Consider the following 23,621-nt stretch of genomic DNA (forward strand, 5'->3'; position numbering starts at 1 on the left):
CGCGCCCTCGTGGCAGCGCTCATACTCATCACCTCGCCCGGGCTCGCCCTCGGTCAAACCCCTTCCCATCCTGGCTCGGAGAGCACTCCGTCGGGCACGGAGACGCAGGTCGTCCCGCCCGTGACGGACAACCAGGCGCCGCCGTCCGAGGAGCTGCGTCCCGCCGCTCCCGGCATGACCCCGGCCGCCGACGGAACGAAGCAATCACAGCCACCTCCTCCTTCCCCCACACCGACCTCTCCCCAGCAGCCGGGCACCACGCAGCCAAATGGCTCGCAGACGCCGGGCGCCGTGCAGGCTCCCACCACCGCGCAGCCGAACGGCACGCAGACGCCGGGCGCCGTGCAGGCTCCCGCGACGGTGCAGACGCCGGGCGCCACGCAGGCTCCCGCCACCACGCAGTCGAACGGCTCGCAGAGTCCGGGCGCCACGCAGGCTCCCGCCACCACGCAGTCGAACGGCTCGCAGAGTCCGGGCGCCGAGCAGGCTCCCGCCATCGCTCAGCCGCACGGCGCCGTGCAGGCTCCCGCGACGGTGCAGTCGCCGGACGCGCAGCCTGTCGACGGGGCTCCCGCGACGGTGCAGTCGCCGGACGCGCAGCCTGTTGAAGGTGAGCCCGCCACCGCGCAGCCCGCCGACGCCTCGGCCACCGATGACGAGGCCATGCTGGCCGAGTCCTCCGCGCCGCCCCCGGGCTTCACGGGCATCCACGGCAAGGTCGTCGACGAGGCCAACCAGGAGGGCCTCATCGAGGCCACCGTGAAGGTCGTCACGGGCGCGCAGAAGCAGACGCTCACCGACCTGGACGGCAACTACCGACTCGCGCTGCCGCCCGGCAAGTACGACCTGCGCGTCTTCTACGACGTGTACCAGGGCCGCCGCATCACCGGCGTCATCGTCACGGAGGGCAAGGCCACCAAGCTCGACGTCGCGCTCGGCGCGGACGTAGGCGCCGTGCAGGAGGTCGTTGTCGAGGCCCGCGCCGACCGTCGCGCGGAAGGCGCCCTCCTCCAGGAACGCAAGAAGGCCGCCGCCGTCTCCGACGCCATCAGCGCCCAGGAAATCGCCCGCACGCCCGACTCCAGCGCCTCCGATGCCGTCAAGCGCGTCGTCAGCGCCACCGTCGTCGACGGCCGCTACGTCTACCTGCGCGGCCTGGGCGGTCGCTACATCACCACCCTGCTCAATGGCGCGCTGCTGCCCAGCCCCGAGCCCGATGAGCCCAGCGTCCCGCTGGACCTCTTCCCCACCTCCCTGCTCGCCAACCTCAACGTGGTGAAGAGCTACACCGCCGACCTGCCCGGCTCCTTCGGCGGCGGCGCGCTCCTCATCGAGACCAACACCTATCCCAGCCAGTTCGAGTTCAAGCCGCGCCTCACCTTCGGCGGTGACACCGAAACCACGGGCCAGGCACGCAACACCCAGACCGGCGGTGGCGGCATGGAGTTCCTCGGCTTCCCCGGCGGCAGCCGCCGGCTGCCTTCCGCCATCCCCACGGACCACGCGCTCGGCAACGGCAACGAGTCGCTCGCCGAACAAGAACGCCAGTGGGAGAGCTTCAACAACGTGTGGAACGCGCGCAGCAAGACGGCGCTGCCCAACATCGGCCTGAGCGCGTCGCTCGGCGACACACTGCGCTTCGACAACCAGCGCCTGGGCTACCTGGCCACCGTCAACTACGGCCACCGCGAGAACACCCAGTTCACGCAGTACAGCAAGGCCTCCTATGACCTGGAGGGCAACTTCGTCAGCTACGACGACGCGCAGACGCAACTGGGCACCGAAGTCGCCAACCTGAGCGGCCTCGCCAGCGTCGGCTACCAGTTGGACCGCGACAACGAACTGACCCTCTTCAGCCTCTTCACCCGAGGCACCGAGACGCGCACCACCACCAGCGTCGGCGTGGACACGCTCAAGGGTGACCGCTACGAGGGCAGCCGCCTCCAGTTCGTCGTCCGGCAGCTCTCCTTCAACCAGCTCCGCGGCTTCCACCGCATCGGCCTCTTCGGCGACTCGGAGGTGGACTGGCAGGCCAACCTGTCCCGCGTGGACCGCGACGAGCCGGACACGCGCGACTCGCTCTACAGCGACAACCTGGGCAACCCGTCCGGCGGCATGTCGTTCCCCAACCAGGCCAACAGCGGCGAGCGTTTCTTCGCCGACCTGGGCGAGACGTCCTTCGGTGGCAGCGTCAACATCACCGTGCCCCTCGCGGACGTGCGCCTGAAGGTGGGCGGCCTCACGCAGCTGTCCTTCCGCGACTTCCGCGCACGCCGCTTCCGCTACGGCATCTCCCCCAACTCGGACGTGGACCGCTTCCTCCCGCCCGAGATGCTCTTCAGCGCGGAGTACCTGGGCAACGGGATGCGCATCCAGGAGAGCACCCGTCCGGACTCGGACGCGTATGACGCGTCACTCGGCGTCTTCGCCGGCTACGTCACCGCCGACGTCAAGGCCACCGAGGCCCTGCGCCTCGTCGGTGGCGTGCGACTGGAGAGTTCCCAGCAGAAGCTGACGGCGCTCAATCAGTTCACCGGCCTGGAGGCGTCCCGGAACGACGTCGACTACCTGGACTGGCTGCCCACGCTCAATGCCATCTACGCGCTCACCCCCACGGTGAACCTGCGCGCGGGCTACAGCTACACGCTGGCGCGGCCCACCTTCCGCGAGCTGGCGCCCTTCTCGTTCTACGACTTCGTGCGCCGCCGCAACATCTCCGGCAACCCGGAGCTGGTGCAGACGCGCATCCACAACGTGGACGCCCGCGTCGAGTGGTTCACCGGCGACAACGAGGTGCTCGCCGCGAGCGTCTTCTACAAGCGCTTCCTGAATCCCATCGAGCGCGTCATCAACTCCGTGGGCTCCGGCGACATGAACTTCGAGAACACGCCGGCCGCGAACACCTACGGCCTGGAGCTGGAGGCGCGCACCTCGCTGGGCCGCATCACCCCGGCGCTCCAGCCGTTCAAGCTGGGCGCGAACCTCACGCTCATCCAGTCGCAAATCGACCTGGGCTCGCTGCAGGGCCTGCAGACCAATGCCAAACGGCCGCAGCAGGGCCAGTCGCCCTACGTCGTCAACGTCAACCTCGGCTACGAGCGGCCCCAGAGCGGCACGGAAGTGGCGCTGCTCTACAACGTCTACGGCCGCCGCATCAGCGAAGTGGGCACCGACAACCTGCCCGACGTCTACGAGCAGCCGTTCCACCGCATGGACCTGGCCGTCACCCAGAAGCTCACCGAGGCCATGCAGCTCAAGCTGACCGCGTCCAACCTCCTCAACTCCCGAATCACCCTCCAGCAGGGCGACATCGCCCTCGTCCAGTACCGCCCGGGCCTCGCGTTCTCCGCGTCGCTCGGCCTCTCCCTGTAGTTTCCCTCCCGAAAGGAAGTCTCGCCATGAAGCGCTTGTTTGCCTCCCTCTTCATCCTGTCCAGCCTTGTCATTGGCCCTGGCTGCGGCGACGACGACAAGACCCCGGTGGACCCGCCCATCGAGGAGCCCGACGCCGAGACGGTGGAAGTGGCGCAGGACCTCACCGCGGACACGACGTGGAAGACGGGCAACACCTACGTCCTGAAGAAGTATGTCTTTGTCACCAGCGGCACGCTGACCATCGAGGCGGGCGCCATCATCAAGGGTGACCAGAGCAGCGCGCTCATCATCACCCGCAACGGGCGCATCAACGCGGTGGGCACCGCGGCGAAGCCCATCGTCTTCACGTCCTCCAAGGAGCCCGGGCAGCGCGAGCCGGGCAACTGGGGCGGCGTGGTGCTGCTCGGTCGCGCGAAGCTGAACGTGTCCGGCGGCGAGACGACCATCGAGGGGTTCTTCGCCTCCAGCGGCAATGACAACACGAAGTACGGCGGCCAGGACGACGCGCACAACTGCGGCACGCTGAAGTACGCGCGCATCGAGTTCGCCGGCTTCGAGCTCGCGCCCAACAACGAGCTCAACGGCCTCACCGTGGGCGGCTGCGGCACCGGGACGGACATCGACTACGTGCAGGTCCACAAGGGCCTGGATGACGGCATCGAGATGTTCGGCGGCACCGCGCCGCTCAAGCACATCGTCATCACCCAGGCGGATGATGACGCGCTGGACTACGACCTGGGCTACACCGGCAAGGTCCAGTTCCTCGTCGTGCAGCAGAGCCCTCGCGTGGGCGACCGCGCCATCGAGGCCTCCAGCCACAAGACGACGGCCACGCAGGAGCCCATCTCCATCCCCGAAATCTGGAACGCCAGCTTCATCGGCTCCAACGCGGACCCGGGTGGCAACCCCTCGCAGGAGGGCCTGGTGTTCAACACCGGCGCGGGCATCAAGCTGCGCAACGCCGTCGTCGCCTACTTCAAGGACCAGGCCGTGGACGTGGACGGCACGGCCTCCGCGGCGCTCTTCAACGAGGAGTCGACCGACCCTCGGCTGTCCATCCGCAACACCTTCTTCTTCGACAACGCCAACCTGAACGACACCATCCCCTTCGCGCCGAATCCGAAGGTGGAGGGTGGCGTGACGGTGGACGCGGACGTCAGCCGCTTCAACGAGGCGGAGAAGATTCTCGTCGCGGCCAACGGAGTGAAGACCCAGGACCCGCAGCTCACCGACGCGACGAACCTGACGGCGCCGAACTTCGCTCCGCGCACGGGCTCGCCGCTGCTGAACCCGGACAACGCGGCCACGCCGGGCGCGGGCTTCGACACCAGCGCGCGCTTCGTCGGCGCGGTGGGCACCACCAACTGGCTGGCGGGCTGGACGGCGTTCCCGGAGAACTGAGTCACCTCGCTTGAAACCGGTCCGCTCCGTGGCTGCCCTCGGAGCGGACCGGCACCGTGGCCCGGCCGCGGGTCTCTACCGGAGGGGGGCTCCAGGGAGGCTTCGCGTCCGGGCCTCGGCTTTTTCAGGAGGCCCTCCCCACAGGCGAATCACGCCGTGGGCAGCACGCCGTTGCCTTCGTGCGCGACGGCCAGCGCTTCCGCCGTGGCGCCTTCCGCGAACAGGGACGCACCCGCGGACGGACGCACCTTGGGCGGACGACCCCGGCGCTTCGGCGCGTTCTCCTCGTTGCCGTGCTGCGCGGCCACCGGCTCCGCCGCGACCCCCTCCACCTTCGCGCCCTTGCGCACCGGACGCGGCAAGTGAATGGAGTCCAGCTTCGTGTTCAGCTCCGGGTTCTCCTCGGAGAACACCCGCGCGTATGCCAGCGCGCGCTGGCCCTTCTGGAGCAACGCGTCCTGGCTCTCGTGCAGCGACTGCCGCGCGGCCTCCAGCGCCGCCTGCGCCTTCGCCACCGCCTCCGCCTTCACCCTCACCTGCGCCGCCGCGTCCTCCAGCACCTCCCCGCTCATGTCCGGGAAGCGCACCTCCGCCAGCTCCGTGGTGAACAGCTCCAGCAGCGCACGCAGCGCCGGGGAAATAGGGTCGTTGTCGTTCGAATCGAACATGGCGGGCCTCCTGGCTCCTCGCGATGGGGGAGGTATCTGCTCACGTGTTCAGTGTCAGATCAAGAGGGTACGCTGCCGGGCCGGAAAGTCGGCCCCGTCCGCGTTTTCTCCCACACACCGCCGGCTGACGCTTCGTTCAGTGCCAGCGCTTCGGGCCTCAATCCACGCGGACCAGGGACGCCTCGCGCAGCCCCTCGTTCGCGCCGATGTCCACCGCGAGATAGTGCCGCCCCACTCCGTCGAACGTCTCCGGAATCGCGCCGCCGCCGCCGGAGATGAACGCGGGGATGCCCGCGTTGGTGAAGGAGTAATACGAGTGGATGTGTCCGTAGAGCGTGAGGTCCACGCCCTCGCGCGCGAGCTTGCCCACCAACCCCGCCGACTCGCCCCGGTTCGCGAAGCCGCCGCCCCGCAGGCCCACCGGGTCCTGCGGCGGCACGTGCATCGCCACCACGTGCGTGCCCTGTCGTGACGACGCGAGCCACCCGTCGAGCTGCTCCTCCACGATGGGGTCCAACGTGCCGTTGCTCGAGTCCACCACGGTGAAGCGCACGCCCTGGAACACGAAGCTCTGGCTGCCTCGCCCCACGAGCGTCGTGTACTCCTCCGCGTCCTTCGAGAAGGTCTCGTGGTTGCCCAGCGTCGCGTACAGCGGAATGCGCGAGCCCGCCTCCAGGCGCTCCTGGAACTCCAGCAGTTGCTCGCGCGTGCCGTTCTCCGTCAGGTCTCCCGCGAACAGGATGAAGCGCAGCGAGTCATCCTTCACCAGCCGCGCGTAGACATCTCCCACGCGAGGCAATGCCTCCTGCACGTCCGCCAGCGCCGCGAAGCGGAAGGGCGCCGTGGAGTCCCAACCCGGAGGCGCGACTCGAAGCCTGGCCACCGCGCCGGGACGCAGTCCCACGCGCCACGCCTTCACCGTGGGAAGCGCCTGCGGCACCGGCTCCACGGCCAGCACCTCGCCGTCCTCCAATTCCGCGAGCAGCTCCGCGTCTGGCATCGCGTTGCGCACCGTGAGGACCCAGTCCGACGTCGACTCCGCGTCCAGCGTCGCCCGCGCCGTGAAGACCGGGGCATTGCCCCACAGCGTCACCTCGCCCGAGCCGACACTCCGCACCGCCGCGAGCCCGTCCGCCACCTCCAGCGACAGCCCGCCACCCTCGGCGCGGCCCACCTTGGAGTCACGCACCGCGCGGTTCTCCGCGGGCCGCAGGCACCCCGTCATCAGCAGCGCCGACAGCACGCCCATCGCACCGATGCGACTCATGACTCACCTCCCAGCGCATAGATGAGGGACAGCCGCCCCACGAGCGCGCCACCCGCTTGAAACTCCGCGGCGACGCCCCACGTCTCGGTCAGGAGCGCGCGCCCCCGGAGCCCGAAGTTGCCCACCACGCCTCCGCCCAGCGTGCGCAGCCCGCCCGCGAAGCCGTCCTTGCGGTGGTCATAGAAGAGCATCGCCTCGCCCTTGAACGGCCCACCACCGCGCCCCAGCCACACGCCGTACCCGAAGCTGAAGAGCAGCTGCGAGTGCAGGTTCCCGTCACTCACCGGGCCCGGATAGCTGTAGCCCTGGAGCGCCATGCCGATGCTCGCCTCCGCGAAGGAGCCGGCCAGGGACGGACTCACCCGCGACATGGCGTAGCGGCCCCGGAAACCCATGTCGCCGCCGACGACGGTGAAGCCCTCCGTGGGGAAGCGATGGAACAGGCCGAACAGCTCCGCGTCCAGCGACGAGCCATCCGAGCCCGCCCGCCGACGCTCCGGCTCGCCGAGCAGTCGATACGCACCGCCCAGCCGCACCTGCGTGTTGCCTTCATCCGGAGCCAGTCGAGCGATGGCCTCCAGCTTCACCTCCTCGAAGCGCGCCACCGCGCCCAGCGACACGAAGTGGTCGTAGTCGAACGAGGTGTCGCTCACGTACTGGTAGCCCATCTCGAACTCCAGCGGCGGCAACGAGGACGCGGGCACTCCCGGGTCGAACGCCGGCGACGCCACCGAGTAGAGATTGGCGAGCGCGGAGATGCCGAACACGCTGAAGCCCGCCAGCGTCACCGCGTACAAGGGAGCGATGGTGCGCCGCGACGCCCCCGTGAGCGCGATGGGCACTCCGCCCAGCGCGATGAGCCCCAGCCCCGCGCCCTCCATCGCGAAGAGCCGCTTCGCCGTGTGCCCGTCTCCCGCCAGCGCCGGCGCGAGTCCGTGGAACAACAACCCCGGCACCACCGCCACCGCCGCGGGCACCACCTGGAACGAGCGGGACGCATCCAGCAGCGCCGTCGTCGACGCGGGCAGCGGGGACAACGGGCTGTCGGGACGGACTTGCGGCGTCAGCGGCGCGGGCAGTCCCATCGGCACCTCGGACACACTCGCCGCGGCTTCGGCCGAGGCGGGCGCCAGGAGCTCCGACGAGGGGCTCGGCACGGGTGACTCCACGCGCAGCAGCTCCGGCGCGGGAAGCGGTGACTGCCTCCCCAGGTCGGGCATGGGCACCATGGCGTCGGGCATCCGGGGTCGCCTCGGCGCGCCCACCGTGGCGCGACCTGGCAGGTCCCTCGGGATGTCCGTCCCACCCAGTTGGGGGCTCCGGGCAAGCAGATCAAACGCCGTCAGCGGCTCCGCCTCCGCGTCCTGGGCCAGGGCTCGGACGGGAAGGACGAGGAACGCACCCACCACCGCCACGGCAAGGGGCCACGAGCGGGGGGACAGCTCGGACACCATGGGCTTCGCCTCGTTTCTCTGGAGAGAGCCAGACCGCCCTCATCCAACGGCCTGGGCCGTGCCGGCCTACATAACCGCCCCCCGGCCTTCCGCAGCACGGACCTGCGTGAAGAAATGTGAAGCGAGCTGACAGTCGGAGCGTGAGGGTGCCTCCGATGAATCACAACCCTTTGGAATCACTGGGAGACTTCGCGACATTCTCCCGGACCCCGGATTATCCATCCCCTCGACGAATCATTCTGAGAAGTGATGGCCCTCAGTCCGAGAGCGACGCGGCCGCTTCGAATGGGCGGGATTCGAGCCCTGGGGCGTGGATCACCCGGCAGATCCAACCATCCCACGGAAAACTTCGCGTGCGACGCGAGCCCGTTCCGGGACTTTCAGTAGAACAAGAGTATGCTCGATGTCTCACAACGTCCTGAACTGGCCTTGTAATCGTGGCGGAACCGACTCCCCAGCAATTCGGCAAATACGTCCTTCTTTCGAAGATTGCCGCGGGAGGCATGGCCGTGACCTACCGCGCCCGGATGACCGGAGCGGCGGGCGTCACGAAGCCCTGCGTCATCAAGCAGATCCTCCCCCACTTCGTGGATGACACGGACTTCGTCGAGATGTTCATCGGCGAGGCGCGGCTGGTGGCCAGCATGAGCCACAGCAACATCGCCCAGGTGTTCGACTTCGGCGAGGTGGACGGCCAGTACTTCATCGCCATGGAGCTGGTGCAGGGCCAGCCGCTCTCCAAGGTCCTGCGTCGAGCGGCGCGCGCGGGAATGACGTGCTTCCCCGAGGCCCTGGCGCTGCACGTGGGGAGCAAGCTGTGCGACGGCCTGGACTACGCGCACCGGCACGTGGGCGAGGACAACGTGGAGATGGGGCTGGTGCACCGGGACGTCTCTCCGGACAACGTCCTCATCTCGTACGAAGGTGAAATCAAGGTCATCGACTTCGGCATCGCCAAGGCCACCAGCGCGGTGGAGGCGAAGACGTCGCCGGGCACGCTCAAGGGCAAGTACCCGTACTTCTCCCCGGAGCAGGCGCAGGGCCGGCAGGATTTGGACGCCCGCACGGACGTGTACGCGGCGGGCGTGGTCCTCTACGAGATGGTGTGCGGCAAGCGTCCCTATGAGGGCGAGTTCGTCACCGTCCTGCCGCGCATCCTAACGGGCGACTGTCTGCCTCCGTCGGCGAACAACCCGTCGGTGAGCCCGGACCTCGAGACGGTCATCTCCCACGCGATGGCCATGGAGCGCGAGTCGCGCTACCAGACGGCGAAGGAGCTGAGCGAGGCGCTGGTGGAGCTGCTCTACCGCGACAACCCGCGCTTCACGCCCGCGCTGCTGTCGCAGCTCATGGCCTACCTCTTCGCCGAGGAGCTGATGGCGGAGGGCCGCAAGGCGGAGGTGTCCACCGCCTTCAAGGAGCAGATTTCGCAGTGGCAGTTGGGCACGGTGGAGCCCTCCGCGGGCCGCGCCCGGCCGCTGTCCTCCGGCAGTGGCCAGGTCGGCAGCAGTCCGCGCGCCTCCAGTCCGGGCCTGCGCTCCAAGCCGGGCAGTGACAGCGGTGCGAAGCCCCCGAGCGACGGCGCTCGTCGGCCCGCCGGCAGCAGTCCGGGGATGCGCAAGGTGACGAGCGCGGGAAGCATCCGCCGCGCGACGAACACCGGAATGCCCCGCGTGGAGAGCACGGGCTCTGGCCGCAGGCCCGTGACGAGCGAGCGCCCTGGACCTCCCGTGCCGGAGTTGCCGGAGGAGCCGGACACGGACTCGAGTGACATCATCAAGACGATGATGCCCACCGTCGTGCCCGCCGCGCTGGCCACGTTGGCCGCGCCGCTGGATACGCCCGTGGAGACGCCCGCCGTCACCGGCCAGTCCATGACGACGCAGCCCGCGGGAGTCTCCAGCGTGGCCCGGACGTACACGGGCACGGGCTACCGCACCTCGGTGGACGAAGCGCGCGAGGCGCTGGCGCGGGAAGAAGCCGAGCGCGTCGCGAAGCAGCAGAAGGCCGTGAAGCAGATGACGCTCTACGTCTTCGGCTCGGCCATCGTCATGCTGTTCATCGCGCTCTTCTACCACTTCGTCATCAAGTCGGACGCGCCCGACACCTCGGCGTCGAACAGCGCCACGCTGTGGGTCACCTCCAAGCCCGCGGGCGCCAAGGTGAAGCTCAACGGCCGCGACGTCGTCGGCAAGACACCTCTCATGGTGGAGGGTGTCCTCGTGGGCGAGGCCAACACCCTGGTGCTCACGCTGCCGGGACATCTCGCCTGGACGCGGCGTTTCACGCCGACGTCGATGATGATGGAGCCGATGAACGCGGAGCTTCAGCTCCTCGCCACGCCTCCGCCCACGGATGCGCCGCCTGTCGTGGCCGCGCCCGTGGACCCGAAGCCCGTGGGCGAGGCCCAGCCCGTCGTGGCGACGGCCCCGGACGACGGCGGCATTCCGGTGAAGGTCGACCCGGTGGTGGTGGCGGCGACGGCGACGGGCACGACGACCGACGACGATGAGGATCCACAGCCGCTGGTGGACCCCAAGGAGCCAAGCGCGGCGCTGCGAGAGTTGCATGAGGTGGACTACCCCACGCGACTGCTGGTGCTTCGGCCCATGTACAACGCGGCGCCCATTCCCGAGTACGCGACGGCCACCATCGACCTGAATCCGGGCACCTCGTATTCAGTGTGGACGCAGGGCACCGCTTCACTGGCCGAGGGCCGGGGGACCGCATCCGGGACGCTGGTCTACTTCGCCGAGGGCGACGGTCCCGTGGATGGCAGCTTCGGGCTGCTGAGCGCTTCCACGCGCACCATCAAGAACGCTCGGAAGCTGCATGTGTTCGCGGTGGACGACAACGGGCCGGAGGACAACACCGGCAGCATCCGCGTCGTCATCCGCCAGTCCGCCTACGTGCCGCCGCGCTCGCTCACCTTCGAGGCGAAGGAGCACGCGGTGCAGCTCAAGCCCGAGCACCAGGTCGTGCTGCGCGGACTCAACCCGCGCTCCACCTACCTGTTCACCGTGCGGGACGACTTCGCGGAGCTGCGCTCGGGCGCCAACGGTCGCGTGCGACAGGTGCTGTGCATCGAGCGCGGCACTTCGCCGTCCTCCGTCCGCACCTCGCACCGGATGCTCGAGACGGGCAAGCGCTACCAGGTCACCGACACCGAGGACCTGCGCTGCTTCTTCCCTGACTCGAAGCGGAGCGACAACCAGGGCGCGCTCGAAGTGGACATCGTGGATGCGACCACGCTGTCGCGGAAGGAACGGGCCGCGGTGCTTCGCGGTTCGCGACGTTCGGAGCGCTGACGCACGGCGCTTCGCGGCGCGGGCGACGCTCATCCCCGCGCGCATGAACCTCTTCGCCACGTAGAGTTGGCCTGCTACGGCGCGCACGAGTGCGTTGCAGCACATCGCGCCCCGTCCAGTGCACGCGAGAGGCAGTCACTCACATGCCGCACCTCGGCTGTCCCGTACAGGTGCGCGAGCCCCAATCACCCGCATGCCGCGCCTCGACCGCTCCGCTCGGGTGCGCAAGTCCCAGTCACTCACATGCCGCGCATCCGCTACCTAACGCAGGTGCGCAAGCGCCAGTCATTCGCATGCGGCGCATCCACCGCCCCGCGAAGGTGCGCACGCGGCCACCTCTCGCAGTGCCACGCACGGCGCCCCGCTCCGGGACGAAAGTCCCAGTGTCTCGCATGGCGCACTGTGCGTCTTTGCTCTCTAAGAGTAGACGGACAACCAGGCCTTCAGCAGTCCGCTCGTCCCACGAGCCTGCGCGGGAGCCATGCCTGGAGGGCCCGGCCTCGCGCGCCTCGAGGTGCCTAATTTCGGGGTGTCGACCTCTTCATCGGAGGCTTCGCGATGGCGTCAGCACAAGTCGCCAACAAGCCAGGCCCCGAGAAGCAGGGAGCCGTGCGGGAAGTCGCCGCCCGGCGAACGAGGGGGCAACGGGATGACAGCTTCCCGCCGTAAGGGCTAGCGGGGGCCGCGACGTACGCCGGCCCGGCTCGACAAGACGGGAAAGGCACGTGGGCGCGGAGCCGAGGAGGGCACCGGGCCCACGAGTCTATCCAGCGTCCTCACGCGCACGCATCAGCACCGCGAGCTCGGCATCCCCCGCGAAGGGACTGCGCTCCAGCGCCGCGATGACCGCCTTGCGGTCCGCCTCACCCTTGTTCTGGCTGAGCTTGAACTTGCCCTCCAGCCGCGTCACGCGCAGCTCGAACGCCACGATTCCACCCACCAGCCGGTTCACGTACTCCTCCGACTGCTCCAGAGTCCATGGCCGCTCGTTGCCAGACTCGTAGCGCGCCGCCGTCTCGCGGAGGATGCGCAGCACCTCGTCACCCGCGTCGATGACCTTGGGCCGTCCATACGCATGCACCGTGGCGTAGTTCCACGTCGGCACCTGGGGCGTCGTCGCGTACCAGGTGGGCGACACGTAGGCGTGCGGGCCCTGGAAGATGACGAGCGCGTCCCGCTCGGCGGCGAAGGCGCGCCACTGCGGATTGGGCAACGCCATGTGCGCGAGCAGCCGAAGCGCTCCCGCCTCATCCCGTTCCGTGAGGAAGGGCAGGTGCGTGGCGAAAGGCGCTCCGTCCTCTCCCACCGTCACCAACGTGGCGAAGGAGTGTCGCGTCATCAACTCCAGGAGGCGCTGTGCGTCCCGTTCCTCGAAGTGGCGAGGGATGTACATGCACCCTGCGTCCCCCGGGGAGACGGCGCGCGTCAACGGGTGCTTAAGAACTCCTCAAGGTTTGCCCCCTACCTTGAAGGCTGGGCGCAGGGCCGGCCACGCGCCCCGAAGTATCTCTCGGGGAGTACACATCCATGAAGCTCAAGGCAGGTTTGCTGGCGACGGCGCTGTTTGGCGTGGGCTGTGGCGCGGAGAAGGACCCAGGCATCACCGAGCAGCAATCCCAGCTCGCCGTGGCATCGGCCGTGGGAGAGGCGCAGTCCGCGGACGTCCCCCTCGGGTCCCGCTTCCTGGAGGGACTCCCGCTGGAGGTCCGCCGCTGGGAGCACGAGGGCTATCAGTGCGACTCGGAGCCGGAGACGGCGAAGGTGGAGGTCTGCGGCCAGAGCTTCCCCTCGGAACTGCACCTGTCCTGGACGGACTGCCAGGCTCGGACCCGGGGCCGTGGGGGCTGCGGATGGGACCGCCCCCAGCCTCCTCCCGACAGTGGGACTCCGACATCGCAGCCGCCGTCCGGAGAGGGCCCGCGCGGGGAAGGCACTGGCATCGTGTCATCCGGCTCGGTCGACGTGGTGACGGCCATCACCTCCGAGGAAGAGTGCGCGGAGAACGCGCCGCTGCGCTTCGAACAACAGGCCACGCATGACATCACGCATACGGCGACGGACGGCCAGAGCACGAAGATGACGGGCAGCATCGCCTCCGTCTCCGTGCGAGTGCCCGGCGCGCAGACGCTCAGCCGCACCGTCACCTTCGACACGACTCGCACGAACCTGGATGCCCAGGGCACCGTGGTGGACAGCGTCCACCTCACGGGCACGCTGGAGGAGACGTTCGACCCGGACGCCGCCGCGCCCACGAGGACCAGCCACGGCACGCTCACCGCGACGCTCGCGGACGGCAGCGTTTCCACCGTCACGCAATCCGGCATCGTGCGCGTGCCGCCCTCCGTCTGCGCGTGGCCCATCGCCGGCACGCAGGAGCGCACCCTCGCCGATGGCACCACGCACACGCTGGTCTTCGGCCCTGAGTGTGGACAGGCCACGCTCGACGGCGAGACCCTCGACCTGCCCTCACGGCCCATGGGCCCTGGCGACGGTGGCTTCGGCGGCAAGCGCCCCGGTGGCCCGCCGCCGCCGCGCGGCCCGGGTGGTGGTGGGCGCTAGGTCCCAGGCCTCGTTCTCGGCCCGCTAGCGAGCGCGCTACCCCAGCTCCTGAAACGACACGGGGCGCGGTGCCTGAATCGGCGCCGCGCCCCGTCACTTCGTCGTCCATCAGGCCCGCGAGCCCGGCGGACTCAAGGACTCAGATGTCCAGGTTCTGCACGTCCAGCGCGTTGCGCTCGATGAACTCGCGGCGCGGCTCCACCGCCTCGCCCATCAGCAGCGAGAAGATTTCGTCGCTCTCCACCGCGTCCTCCACCCGAACCTGCAGCAGCGTGCGCGTGAGCGGATTCATCGTCGTGTCCCAGAGCTGCTCCGGGTTCATCTCGCCCAGACCCTTGTAGCGCTGCATCCCCAGGCCCTTCTGCGCGTCCTTGCGCAGCGCCGCGTGGACCTCCTGCACGGAGAACGCCGTCACGTGGCCGGCGTCCACCTTCACCCGGTAGGGCGCGTCACCCAGCGACTTGAAGGAATCCCGCAGCGACACCAGCTCCTGGTACTCCGGAGACGACAGGAAGGTGTGGTCGAACACCGTCGACCGCATCGCGCCATTCACGTCCGTGCGGAACACCAGCCGCTTCGTCTGGTGCTCGGGGTCCGTCTCCACCTCGTACTTCACCCGGCCCAGCACGTCCGGCATGCGCCGCTCGAACTCCGAGTGGGCACCCTTCACCGCCACCGCCAGCGCCTCGTCGTCCGCCAGCATCTCCGCCGTCAGCCGCGCGCCCTGCACCACCGCGTCCACCACCCGCGCGTCGCGCCGCTTCGCCTGCTTCTCCAGCCGCTCCTCGTAGGTAATCACCTTCTCCAGGAGGGCCTTCAGGTCCGCGCCACCCACCTCGCCCGAAGGCGTCAGCACCCGCCCGTGCTCCGTGGCGATGCCCAGCAGGTACTCGTCCAGCGCGCGCTGGTCCTTGACGTACTTGTCCTTCTTGTTGCGCGTGACTTTGTAGAGCGGCGGCTGCGCGATGTAGAGGTAGCCCTTCTGGAGCAGCTCCGGCATCTGCCGGAAGAAGAACGTGAGCAGCAGCGTGCGGATGTGGCTGCCGTCCACGTCGGCGTCCGTCATCAGGATGATGCGGTGGTAGCGCGCCTTCTCCGGGTTGTAGTCCTCCGGACCAATGCCCGTGCCCAGCGCGGTGATGAGCGTGACGATTTCGGCGCTCGTCAGCATCTTCTCGAAGCGCGCCTTCTCCACGTTCAGAATCTTGCCGCGCAAGGGGAGGATGGCCTGGTTGCGCCGGTCCCGTCCCTGCTTCGCGGAGCCACCTGCGGAGTCACCCTCGACGATGTACAGCTCGCTCTCGTGCGGATCGCGGCTCTGGCAGTCCGCGAGCTTGCCCGGAAGCCCACCACCGTCCAGCACGCCCTTGCGGCGCACCGTCTCGCGAGCCTTGCGAGCCGCGAGGCGCGCCCGACAGGCATCGCCAATCTTCGCGACGATCTTCTTGCCGATGAGCGGCGTCTCTTCCAGGAAGGTGCCGAGCATTTCGTTCACCATCTGCTCGACCAGGCCCTTCACCTCGCTGTTGCCCAGCTTCGTCTTCGTCTGGCCCTCGAACTGGGGGTTGGACACCTTGACGGAGATGACGGCGGACAGGCCCTCGCGGGCGTCCTCACCCGTGGGCGTCTCCTTGAGGTCCTTCCAGATGCCACTCTTCTCCGCGTAGCTGTTGAGCGTGCGCGTCAGGCCCGCCTTGAAGCCGGACAGGTGGCTGCCACCGTCCTGGGTGTTGATGTTGTTGGCGAAGGTGTAGACGCGCTCGTCGTAGCCGTCGTTCCACTGCATCGCCAGCTCCAGCGCCACGCCATCCTTGTCTCCCGAGAAGGAGATGGGCTTGTCGTGGAGCACCTGCTTCGACTTGTTGAGATACTCCACGAACGAGGAGATGCCGCCTTCGAACTTGAAGTCGTGCTCCTTGTTCGTGCGCTCGTCGCGGATGACGATGTGCAGCCCCGCGTTGAGGAACGCCAGCTCGCGCAGGCGCTGGCTGAGCGTCTCGAAGTTGAAGTCCACCGTCTCCATCACGGTGGTGTCGGGCTTGAACGCCACCATCGTCCCGCGCTTGTCGGTGGTGCCGACCTCCTGCGGGTGCGAGTTGGGAACGCCTCGGGCGTAGGACTGCTCGTACACCTTGCCGGCGCGCTGGACGCGGACCTTGAACCACTCCGACAGGAAGTTCACGCAGGTGACGCCCACGCCGTGCAAGCCGCCGGAAACCTTGTAGGCCCCGTTGCCGAACTTGCTGCCGGCGTGCAGCTCCGTGAGGACCACTTCCAGCGTGTCCTTGCCCTTGAACTTGGGGTCCGGGTGGGGACCCACGGGGATGCCGCGCCCGTTGTCCTGGACGCTCAGCGAGCCGTCCACGTGGATGATGACCTCGATGTCCGTGCAGTGGCCCGCGAGCGCCTCGTCCACGGCGTTGTCGACGACCTCGTACACGAGCTTATGGAGCCCGTAGGTCATCGTGTCGCCGATGTACATGCCAGGGCGCTTGCGGACCGCTTCCAGGCCCTCGAGCTTGGTGATGCTATCGGTCCCATACTCCATGGGCGGGGGAGCGACCGCGGCGCCGGTAGCGGGGGTCTTTTCCATGTGATGCTGTCCTTGGAAAAAGGAGCCTTGCAACAGGCCTGTGCCTACCATCTCGAGGCACACTGAACAAGAGTAACGAGCCCGCGCAAAGCTGCGTAAATATTCGTGAAAATCGCTTGGTCGCCCCTCTGGGAGGCGGGTGCCCGAAACCCGGGGGTCAGGCGTCGAATCGCGACGGTGGGAGGCGGTCCTCCAGCGCCGAGATCAGCTCTTCGAAAACAGCCTTGCGGGCGAAGAGATGCCGGGTGACGAGCACCCTTCCCTCCTCCTTCAAGAACAAACCGAGCACGTTCCCCCTCCTGCCGAGCCGGCGCACGGAATCAATCTGCCCCCAGTGCAGCTCCAGCTCGCGGGAGCTGAAGGGGCGGGCCACGCGGACGCCTCGCGTGTCCAATGAGATGCCCCAGCCGGCACGGGGTCGCAGGCGGTGGATGGCCACGAGGAAGGCGAACATCAGGCCCGCCGTGACACCCGCGCGGGCCATCTCCTGGATGCCCCCTCCGTCCCGGGCATTGGCCAGGGCCCAGGCGGTCAGCACCGCCAGGACACAGGCGCCCAGGAAGAGGCCGATTCGAGTGGCGCGAGGGTCGAAGGCGTAGAAGCGCGGGCTGCTCATGAGTGCCAGCGCACCCTAGCCGTCCTGGAGGGCTCGCGCGCGGTTTTGAGCAGGCCGTTGTTCGCCGTCCGGCGTGCGCCACCTACGATGGACCCGCGCCATGACCGATGCCGAACTGAACGACCGACTTCTCACCAACGTCATCGCCTTCAAGCACCTCCAGCGGGAGCGCGGACTGCTGCGCCACGGGAGCGCCCCGGGCATGGACGCCTTCGCCCTGCCCGAGTACCCCGCCGAGGCCCACTTCCAGCAGGCGTACTTCCGGACGCCCCAGGCGCTCGTCGAGGGACTCCCCGCCCTGGAGGCCTTCTACCGGGGCCTGGACATCCCCGCCTGGCGCGTGGCGGTGCTGCCCGGGGACGACGAGGGCGCCCGCGTGCTGGGCGCCGCCGGCTACCAGCCCGACTCGCGAATCCCGGCCATGGGACTGGCCCTGGCGGACACGCCGGACCTTCCGCCCTCGTTCCCCCTGGTGGCGCCCGAGACGCAGGACGAGATGGTGGAGCTCAACATCCGCGTCTGGGGGAAGTGGGACGACATCCTCACGGTGTGGAGACAGCCGCCGCGGCTCCCCGTGCACACGCTGGTGGCGCGCGAGGGGGACCGGGCCCTGGCGTGCGGCTTCGCGCTGGACGTGGAGGACACCGCCGGGGTGTACATGGTCGTCACGCTGCCAGAGGCGCGGGGACGCGGGCTGGCCGCGGAAGTGATGCGAGGGCTGCTCACGGGCGCCCGGGAACGCGGCCTTTCGGCCTCCGTGCTCCAGGCCACCGAGCAGGGCCGGAGCGTGTACCGCAAGCTGGGCTACCGCGAGCTGGGGGACTGGGTGAACTGGACGCGGAGCGCCGACTGAGGCCCTCGGGTCAGCGCAGCGCTTCCAATTCCTCCAGCACCGCGAGCACCTGTCCGGGCTGCCGGCACTCGTCGAGCCGCTCCGCCAGCCCACGCGCCGCCAGCCGGGCCACGTGGGCCATGCGCGTCAGCCGCACGCGGCCCCGCTCGCCGTCCACCGCCGCCACCACCAGCCGCAGCGGCCGGCCGTCCGGGGTGTCCACCTTCAACCCCTTCGCCAGCGTCACCAGCGCGGCCACGGGCGCGGCGCCCTGCAGGAAGACGTGGGGCACGGCCACCTCGCCGCCCACCGCGCACGAGGACTCGCTGTCGCGCTGGCGCAGCCCCTCCACCAGTCGCGCCGCGTCCACGCCGGGCAGCGTCGCCGCCAGTCGCCCCGCCACCACGTCCAGCACGTCTTCCCAGCCGCCACAGGAGAGCTGGAGCACCACCCGCTCCGGCGCCAGGAGCGGCGCCAGCGCCGGCACCGGCGCGTCCGAGTGGCCCCCTCTCACGGGGAACTCCGCATCCAGGAAGTCTCGCACCCGGGCCAGCTGCGTCCCCGACAGGCGACGCCGCGCCAACTCCAGGAAGAGCGTCCCGGCGCCCGGCACGTCCTCCAGGTACTCGGAGACGTAGGGGCTCATCCGGTTCGCCACGTCCATCAGCAACGCGGGGGGCACGTCCAGCTCGCGGGCAATCGCCGTCAGTCGCTCCGCCGTGGGCGGCGCATCCACGCCGTGCTCCACCCGGCTGAGGTACGCGCTCGACACGCCGATGCGGCGGGCCATGTCCCGCAAGGACAGGCCCGCGTCCACCCGCAGCAACCGCAGCGTCGCACCCAGGTGCATGTCGCTCAGCTCCTCGAGGCCACCGCCGAGGCGGCGGCCTGGGACGCGACGACGGCCTCCACCACCGGCTCCGACTCGTGCACCACCAGCAGCGAGCCCGGCGCGTCACGGACGATGCGCTCGCGCTGGAGACCGAACACCCGGTCCTCCAGGCCCCACGGCGCGCCCACGCCCACCACCACCAGGTCATGGCCACCGTGGCGGGCCTCCTCCAGCGCGGCCTCCTCGGGCGACTCGTGCTGGACCACCTTCAGCCGCACGCCCGAGCCCTCCTCCGCCGGGAACAGCTCGTCCACCTGCGCGCGCGCGCCGTTGCTCTCGCGCGACGTCACGTGCAGCACCGTGATTTCCGCGCCGGACTGCCGCATCAACCGCCGCGCCAGCTTCAGCGCCGCGCGGTCATGCCGGCTGCCGATGAAGGGCACCAGCACGCGCTTCACGTCCGACAGGCCCCGGTCCACCAGCACCGCCACGGTGCCGGACGCGGCCTGCATCACCTCGTGCACCGTGCCGCCCAGCACCGTCTGGCTGAACAGCGGCTTGTGCCAGCCCAGCAGCACCAGGTCCGCGCGCTTCGCCTCCGCCGTGCGGCGGATGTCCTGCGCGGGCTCCGTCGACACGAAGGACAGCGGCCTCACCGCCAGCCCCAGGCTCTTCGCCCGGCCCAGCAGCGGAGCGAGCGCGCCATCCCCCTCCACGTCCTGGTCCGAGGCGCGGGGCTCGGACTCCGCGCCACGCAGCGACACGCGCTCCGGATGGACCAGATGCAGCGCGTGCAACTGCGCGCCCTCTCCACCCGCCAGGGCCTTGGCCAGACTGGCCATCCCGGGGCCCGCCTGCTGATGGGAGACACACATCAACACCGTGTAGGGCGTCGAACCGGGAGTCGCGGGCGGGGCCAGCTCCAGCCTGTCCCGGGCCAGCTCCTCCGTCGGGTAGAACAGTTGCAGGAGCGGCGTGGTCATGAACGTCGTCACCAGCGCCATCAGCACCATCATCGTGAACAGCGTGGGCGAGATGACGCCCAGGTCCAGGCCCAGGTTGAGGACGATGAGCTCCATCAACCCGCGCGTGTTCATCAGGATGCCGATGGCCCCCGCCTCGCGCCACCGCATGCCCGTCATCCGCGCCGCCACCGCGCTGCCGCCGAACTTGCCCACGCAGGCCAGCAGGATGATGGCGCCACACGTGAGCCACGCCTCGGGCGTGTTGAGCAGACCAATCTGGGTGCGCAGGCCGCTGAAGGCGAAGAAGACGGGCAACAGCAGCACCACCGCCACGTCCTCCAGCTTCTCCGACAGCGCCTCGGCGAGCCCGCCCTCCTTGGGGATGACGGCGCCGAAGAGGAAGGCCCCGAAGAGGGCGTGGATGCCGATGAGCTCCGTGGCCCACGCGGACGCCAGGAGCAACAGCAGCGTGCCAGCGACCACGTTCTGCGTCAGGCCCTCGCGGCTGGCCACCCGGGCGCCCAGCCGCGCGAGGAAGGGCCGGACCGCCAGCAGCATGAACGCGATGTAGCCCATGGCGAACACGGTGGTGAGCCCCGCCTGCGCCAGGTCCGAGGCGCGGACGATGGACACCACGAAGGCCAACAGGCACCACGCCGTGACGTCGTCCACCGCCGCGCACGCAATCGCGATGGCGCCGATGCGCGACTGCAACAGGCCGCGCTCGGTGAGGATGCGCGCGAGCACCGGGAAGGCGGTGATGCTCATCGCCACGCCCATGAAGAGCACGAACGACGAGAAGGGCACGCTCGGGTCCGAAAAGTCCTTGTACAGCCACAGCGCCGCCGCCACCGCGCCCAGCGCGAAGGGCACGATGATGCTGGTGTGGCTGATGGCCACCGACGCGTGGCCGCGTCCCTTCAACAGCTTGGGGTCCAGTTCCAGGCCAATCAGGAACATGAACAACACCAGGCCCACCTGGCTGAGCATCTTCAGGATGGGCAGCGAGTCGGTGGGGAACAGCGTGTTCATCAAATCTGGCGCCAGCCACCCGAGCAACGAGGGGCCCAGGACGATGCCCGCCACCACCTCCGCGATGACCAGCGGCTGGCCCAACCAGCGCGTTCCACGCCCTATCAATCTCGACACGCCGATGATGACGATGAGCTGCATCATGAGCAGCGTGAGCGCGTTGGTGTGCATCCTACCTCCGTCGAAACTTGCGTGTTAAGTGGGCACTTACCAGCACCCCTCGCGAAGCGTCAAACGGGCATTGCGCTCGGCTGCCCTGGGTGAGGCGGCATGTCGGAGAGCGAGCAGACGTCGCGGACGGCTCACGCGGCCTGGTGCTTGCGTACGGCGTCCAGCAGCGTGTCCACGTCCACGGGTTTGCGCAGGTGGCCGCACGCGCCGATTTCCTCGGCGACCTGACGGGCGTTGGCGGACGCGGAGAAGACGAGCACGGGAATGTCGCGCCACTCGGGCACCTGTCGCATGGCTCGCGCGAAGCCGGCGCCATCCAGCACGGGCATCATCATGTCGAGCAGCACCAGGATGGGGAGTTCACGGGTGGCTCCGAGCACATCGAGCGCGTGCTTGCCGTTGCTGGCGCCCATCACCTCGTAGCCCGCGTCGCGCAGGACTTCTTCCAGCGCCTCGCGCAGGTCCGCGTCGTCATCCACCACCAGCAACGGCCCAGTCACTCACTCGCCTCCTTGTCGCGGCCCCGCCACACCCTGGCTCCGCGCGGTGCACCTCCCGCGCGATATCGAGAGCGGAGCCTAGCGCGCGCACCCGACGTGGGCGTCATTCCTCGCTCGTGAAACAGCCGCTCCGTCCCACGTCCGTGCTCAGGTGGCCATGAGGTGTTGAGCATTGGCCAATATGCGGCTCCGCGCCGGATTGCATCTCTGGATTCCAGGGAGCGCCGGGTGGATTGAGACTCGCGAGTTGTCTCGGGCTCGGAGACTTCGAGCGAAGCGACAGAGGGAGCAAGCGCTTCGGACCTCGACGCCCCACATGCCCTGGAGTCATGCCCGCGCACCCGTGACGCGACAGTGTCCAGGTGCCACTGCGTCCTACTCCAGCATCCTGGAGCTGACTCCAATCCGTTGACACGGTCCACGGACGAACGAAGCGCCGCCCCGGGGACCTAAGGGCCGCGCGCCGGGTGTCACGCAGGCGCCGCCTTCAGCAATTCCCCCGCGCGCCGGAAAATCCCCCGCCACACCTTCGGCGTACCGAGCCCGTGCCGGGCTTCAGGGGGCGCCCGGCACCCACCACTTCCGACCGCCTCCTCGGATGGACCCATGACCGAAGAACTCTCTCGCCGTGCCGCGCTCCGAAGCGCCACGGCCGCCGCGAGCCTTGGCCTCGCGACGGGCCTGCTCACCCGCGGCACACCCGCCCAGGCCCTGACGACCCAGGCCGACCTCACCCCCCTCAAGGCGCTGCTCACCGCTGAACGCAACGCCATCAAGACCTATGACGCCGCGGTCAGCGTGCTCGACGCCGCCACCAGCACCGACCCGCTCTTCCCCTTCCAGGGCATCGTCAAGGCCATCGCCCTGCACTTCCGCCAGCAACACACCGAACACGCCGACAAGCTCGCCCGGTACATCGACCGGCAAGGCGGCGTCGACGACGTGGGCGAGGGCACGGCGCAAGTCCCCACCGACTTCGTGCCCGGCATCAAGAACGTCATCGACCTGGCCACCAACGCGGAGAAGGCCGCCGCCATCGGCTACACGAACACCCAGAAGTCCCTCGTGCTCGCCGACAACGCGGAGCTCGCCGCCGCCATCGGCGCGGTGGAGTCCCAGCACTTCGTCGTCCTCAACCTGGCCGCGCGCGGCTTCGTCACGCCCCCCGCGTCCACCGTCAACCAGCCCGCCGACGCCCTCACCGCCGTCGCGTCCCAGTTCGTCCCCAGGGCCTTCGCCATCACCGTCGACGGCGCTCCAGGCCTCGACGACGAGACGGACCTGCCCTTCTACGACGTGACGCAGTGAGGAAGCCCACCACCATGAAGACCCAGAACCCCTCCGACTCCGTCCTCGCGCGCCGCCGAATCCTCCAGGGCCTCGCCACCGTGACAGCCGCCTCGGCGCTCACCGCCTGCGGCCTCAACGAGCGCACCAACTCCCAGAACCAGGTCAACCCCATCGACCGGGCCCGGGAAGCCGGCGCCCTCAACACCCTGGTCGCCGCCGAGTACATGACTGTCGACGCCTACACCCAGGGCGCGGTCATCCTCACCGCCGCGCGCGACGACACCTCGCGCGCCCAGGAGGAACGAGACCTGGCCGCGCTCGCGCTCGCGCTCGCCACCCAGTTCCAGGAGGACCACACGGCGCACGCCGCCCTGCTGTCGGAGACCGTGTCGCGCCTGGGCGCCACCCCCGTCCGCGCGGATGAAGTGTCGTTCACCCCGCCCCCCAACTTCAGGCCCTCCGTCGGCAACGTCCTCAAGCTCGCCGCCAACGAGGAGCGCCGCTCCGCGATTTCCTTCAACCGCGTCCTCAAGGGCATCCAGACACCCGACAGCCGCTTCATCCTCGCCTCCATCGAAGGCGTGGACACGCAGCACTTCATGGTGCTCAAGGCCCTCATCGAAGCCCTGGTCGACGTCACCCCGGCCCTCGATGCCGCACAGGTGGTGCCCCAGCCCTTCGTCGCCTCCACCGTGAGCCTGGGCGGCGGCAACGGACTCGAGGAGCAGCCCGACCTCGCCGTCAACGACCAGGGCTGAC

Annotated in this window: 16 protein-coding genes; 7 read left to right on the plus strand and 9 right to left on the minus strand. The window is 69.2% G+C overall.

Features of this window, described 5'->3' with window-relative positions:
* Window positions 1-174: 174 nt before the first annotated feature.
* The gene (locus HUA75_RS28000) at window positions 175-3,372 is read left to right on the plus strand and encodes a TonB-dependent receptor domain-containing protein (RefSeq protein WP_371746225.1); all 3,198 of its coding nucleotides are present in this window, start codon (window positions 175-177) and stop codon (window positions 3,370-3,372) included.
* A 26-nt stretch (window positions 3,373-3,398) separates the two neighbouring features.
* Complete coding sequence (locus HUA75_RS28005) at window positions 3,399-4,775, plus strand: hypothetical protein (RefSeq protein ID WP_174488092.1); 1,377 nt, start codon at window positions 3,399-3,401, stop codon at window positions 4,773-4,775.
* A gap of 149 nt (window positions 4,776-4,924) precedes the next feature.
* On the opposite strand, the gene HUA75_RS28010 is transcribed toward HUA75_RS28005, so the two are convergent.
* The 3 genes from HUA75_RS28010 to HUA75_RS28020 form a co-directional block, all read right to left on the minus strand.
* A complete protein-coding gene (locus HUA75_RS28010; protein ID WP_141642067.1) occupies window positions 4,925-5,443 on the minus strand; it encodes a hypothetical protein in 519 nt (172 codons plus the stop codon).
* A gap of 157 nt (window positions 5,444-5,600) precedes the next feature.
* Window positions 5,601-6,710 (minus strand): metallophosphoesterase, encoded by a 1,110-nt coding sequence (locus HUA75_RS28015; protein ID WP_174459040.1) that lies wholly within the window; start codon window positions 6,708-6,710, stop codon window positions 5,601-5,603.
* Window positions 6,707-8,164 (minus strand): hypothetical protein, encoded by a 1,458-nt coding sequence (locus HUA75_RS28020; protein ID WP_174488093.1) that lies wholly within the window; start codon window positions 8,162-8,164, stop codon window positions 6,707-6,709. The genes HUA75_RS28015 and HUA75_RS28020 overlap by 4 nt, the downstream gene beginning before the upstream one ends.
* A 437-nt stretch (window positions 8,165-8,601) precedes the next feature.
* Here HUA75_RS28020 and HUA75_RS28025 point away from each other — a divergent pair, with 437 nt between their 5' ends.
* Window positions 8,602-11,472 (plus strand): serine/threonine-protein kinase, encoded by a 2,871-nt coding sequence (locus HUA75_RS28025; protein ID WP_174488094.1) that lies wholly within the window; start codon window positions 8,602-8,604, stop codon window positions 11,470-11,472.
* Window positions 11,473-12,235: 763 nt separating this feature from the next.
* On the opposite strand, the gene HUA75_RS28030 is transcribed toward HUA75_RS28025, so the two are convergent.
* Window positions 12,236-12,865: an FMN-binding negative transcriptional regulator gene (locus HUA75_RS28030; protein ID WP_141642063.1), complete on the minus strand. Its 630-nt coding sequence runs from the start codon at window positions 12,863-12,865 to the stop codon at window positions 12,236-12,238.
* A gap of 134 nt (window positions 12,866-12,999) precedes the next feature.
* On the opposite strand from HUA75_RS28030, the gene HUA75_RS28035 reads away from it, so the two are divergent.
* Window positions 13,000-14,031, plus strand: coding sequence for a hypothetical protein (locus HUA75_RS28035; protein WP_174488095.1), 1,032 nt, complete (start codon window positions 13,000-13,002; stop codon window positions 14,029-14,031).
* A 139-nt stretch (window positions 14,032-14,170) separates the two neighbouring features.
* On the opposite strand, the gene gyrB is transcribed toward HUA75_RS28035, so the two are convergent.
* Window positions 14,171-16,624, minus strand: coding sequence for a DNA topoisomerase (ATP-hydrolyzing) subunit B (gyrB, locus tag HUA75_RS28040; protein ID WP_174488096.1), 2,454 nt, complete (start codon window positions 16,622-16,624; stop codon window positions 14,171-14,173).
* A 157-nt stretch (window positions 16,625-16,781) separates the two neighbouring features.
* Window positions 16,782-17,240 (minus strand): hypothetical protein, encoded by a 459-nt coding sequence (locus tag HUA75_RS28045; RefSeq protein WP_141642060.1) that lies wholly within the window; start codon window positions 17,238-17,240, stop codon window positions 16,782-16,784.
* Window positions 17,241-17,340: 100 nt separating this feature from the next.
* Between HUA75_RS28045 and HUA75_RS28050 the strand changes: the two genes are divergently transcribed.
* On the plus strand, window positions 17,341-18,093 hold the full coding sequence (locus tag HUA75_RS28050) for a GNAT family N-acetyltransferase (protein WP_174488097.1): 753 nt from the start codon (window positions 17,341-17,343) through the stop codon (window positions 18,091-18,093).
* Window positions 18,094-18,103: 10 nt separating this feature from the next.
* On the opposite strand, the gene HUA75_RS28055 is transcribed toward HUA75_RS28050, so the two are convergent.
* The 3 genes from HUA75_RS28055 to HUA75_RS28065 all read right to left on the minus strand — a co-directional run bounded on the left by HUA75_RS28055 (window position 18,104) and on the right by HUA75_RS28065 (window position 21,572).
* On the minus strand, window positions 18,104-18,922 hold the full coding sequence (locus HUA75_RS28055; protein WP_141642059.1) for a helix-turn-helix domain-containing protein: 819 nt from the start codon (window positions 18,920-18,922) through the stop codon (window positions 18,104-18,106).
* 5 nt (window positions 18,923-18,927) lie between these two features.
* Window positions 18,928-21,072 (minus strand): cation:proton antiporter, encoded by a 2,145-nt coding sequence (locus HUA75_RS28060; RefSeq protein ID WP_174488098.1) that lies wholly within the window; start codon window positions 21,070-21,072, stop codon window positions 18,928-18,930.
* A gap of 131 nt (window positions 21,073-21,203) precedes the next feature.
* Complete coding sequence (locus HUA75_RS28065; RefSeq protein WP_141642057.1) at window positions 21,204-21,572, minus strand: response regulator; 369 nt, start codon at window positions 21,570-21,572, stop codon at window positions 21,204-21,206.
* Between the two features lie 606 nt (window positions 21,573-22,178).
* Here HUA75_RS28065 and HUA75_RS28070 point away from each other — a divergent pair.
* Both HUA75_RS28070 and HUA75_RS28075 read left to right on the plus strand, forming a co-directional pair.
* Complete coding sequence (locus HUA75_RS28070; RefSeq protein WP_174488099.1) at window positions 22,179-22,880, plus strand: ferritin-like domain-containing protein; 702 nt, start codon at window positions 22,179-22,181, stop codon at window positions 22,878-22,880.
* Window positions 22,881-22,894: 14 nt separating this feature from the next.
* Window positions 22,895-23,620 carry a ferritin-like domain-containing protein gene (locus HUA75_RS28075; protein WP_174488100.1) on the plus strand — a complete coding sequence of 242 codons (726 nt, stop codon included), beginning with the start codon at window positions 22,895-22,897 and terminating at the stop codon, window positions 23,618-23,620.
* Window position 23,621 lies beyond the last annotated feature (1 nt).

Source organism: Myxococcus sp. CA040A (assembly GCF_013336725.1).
GTDB classification, from domain to species: Bacteria; Myxococcota; Myxococcia; order Myxococcales; family Myxococcaceae; genus Myxococcus; species Myxococcus llanfairpwllgwyngyllgogerychwyrndrobwllllantysiliogogogochensis.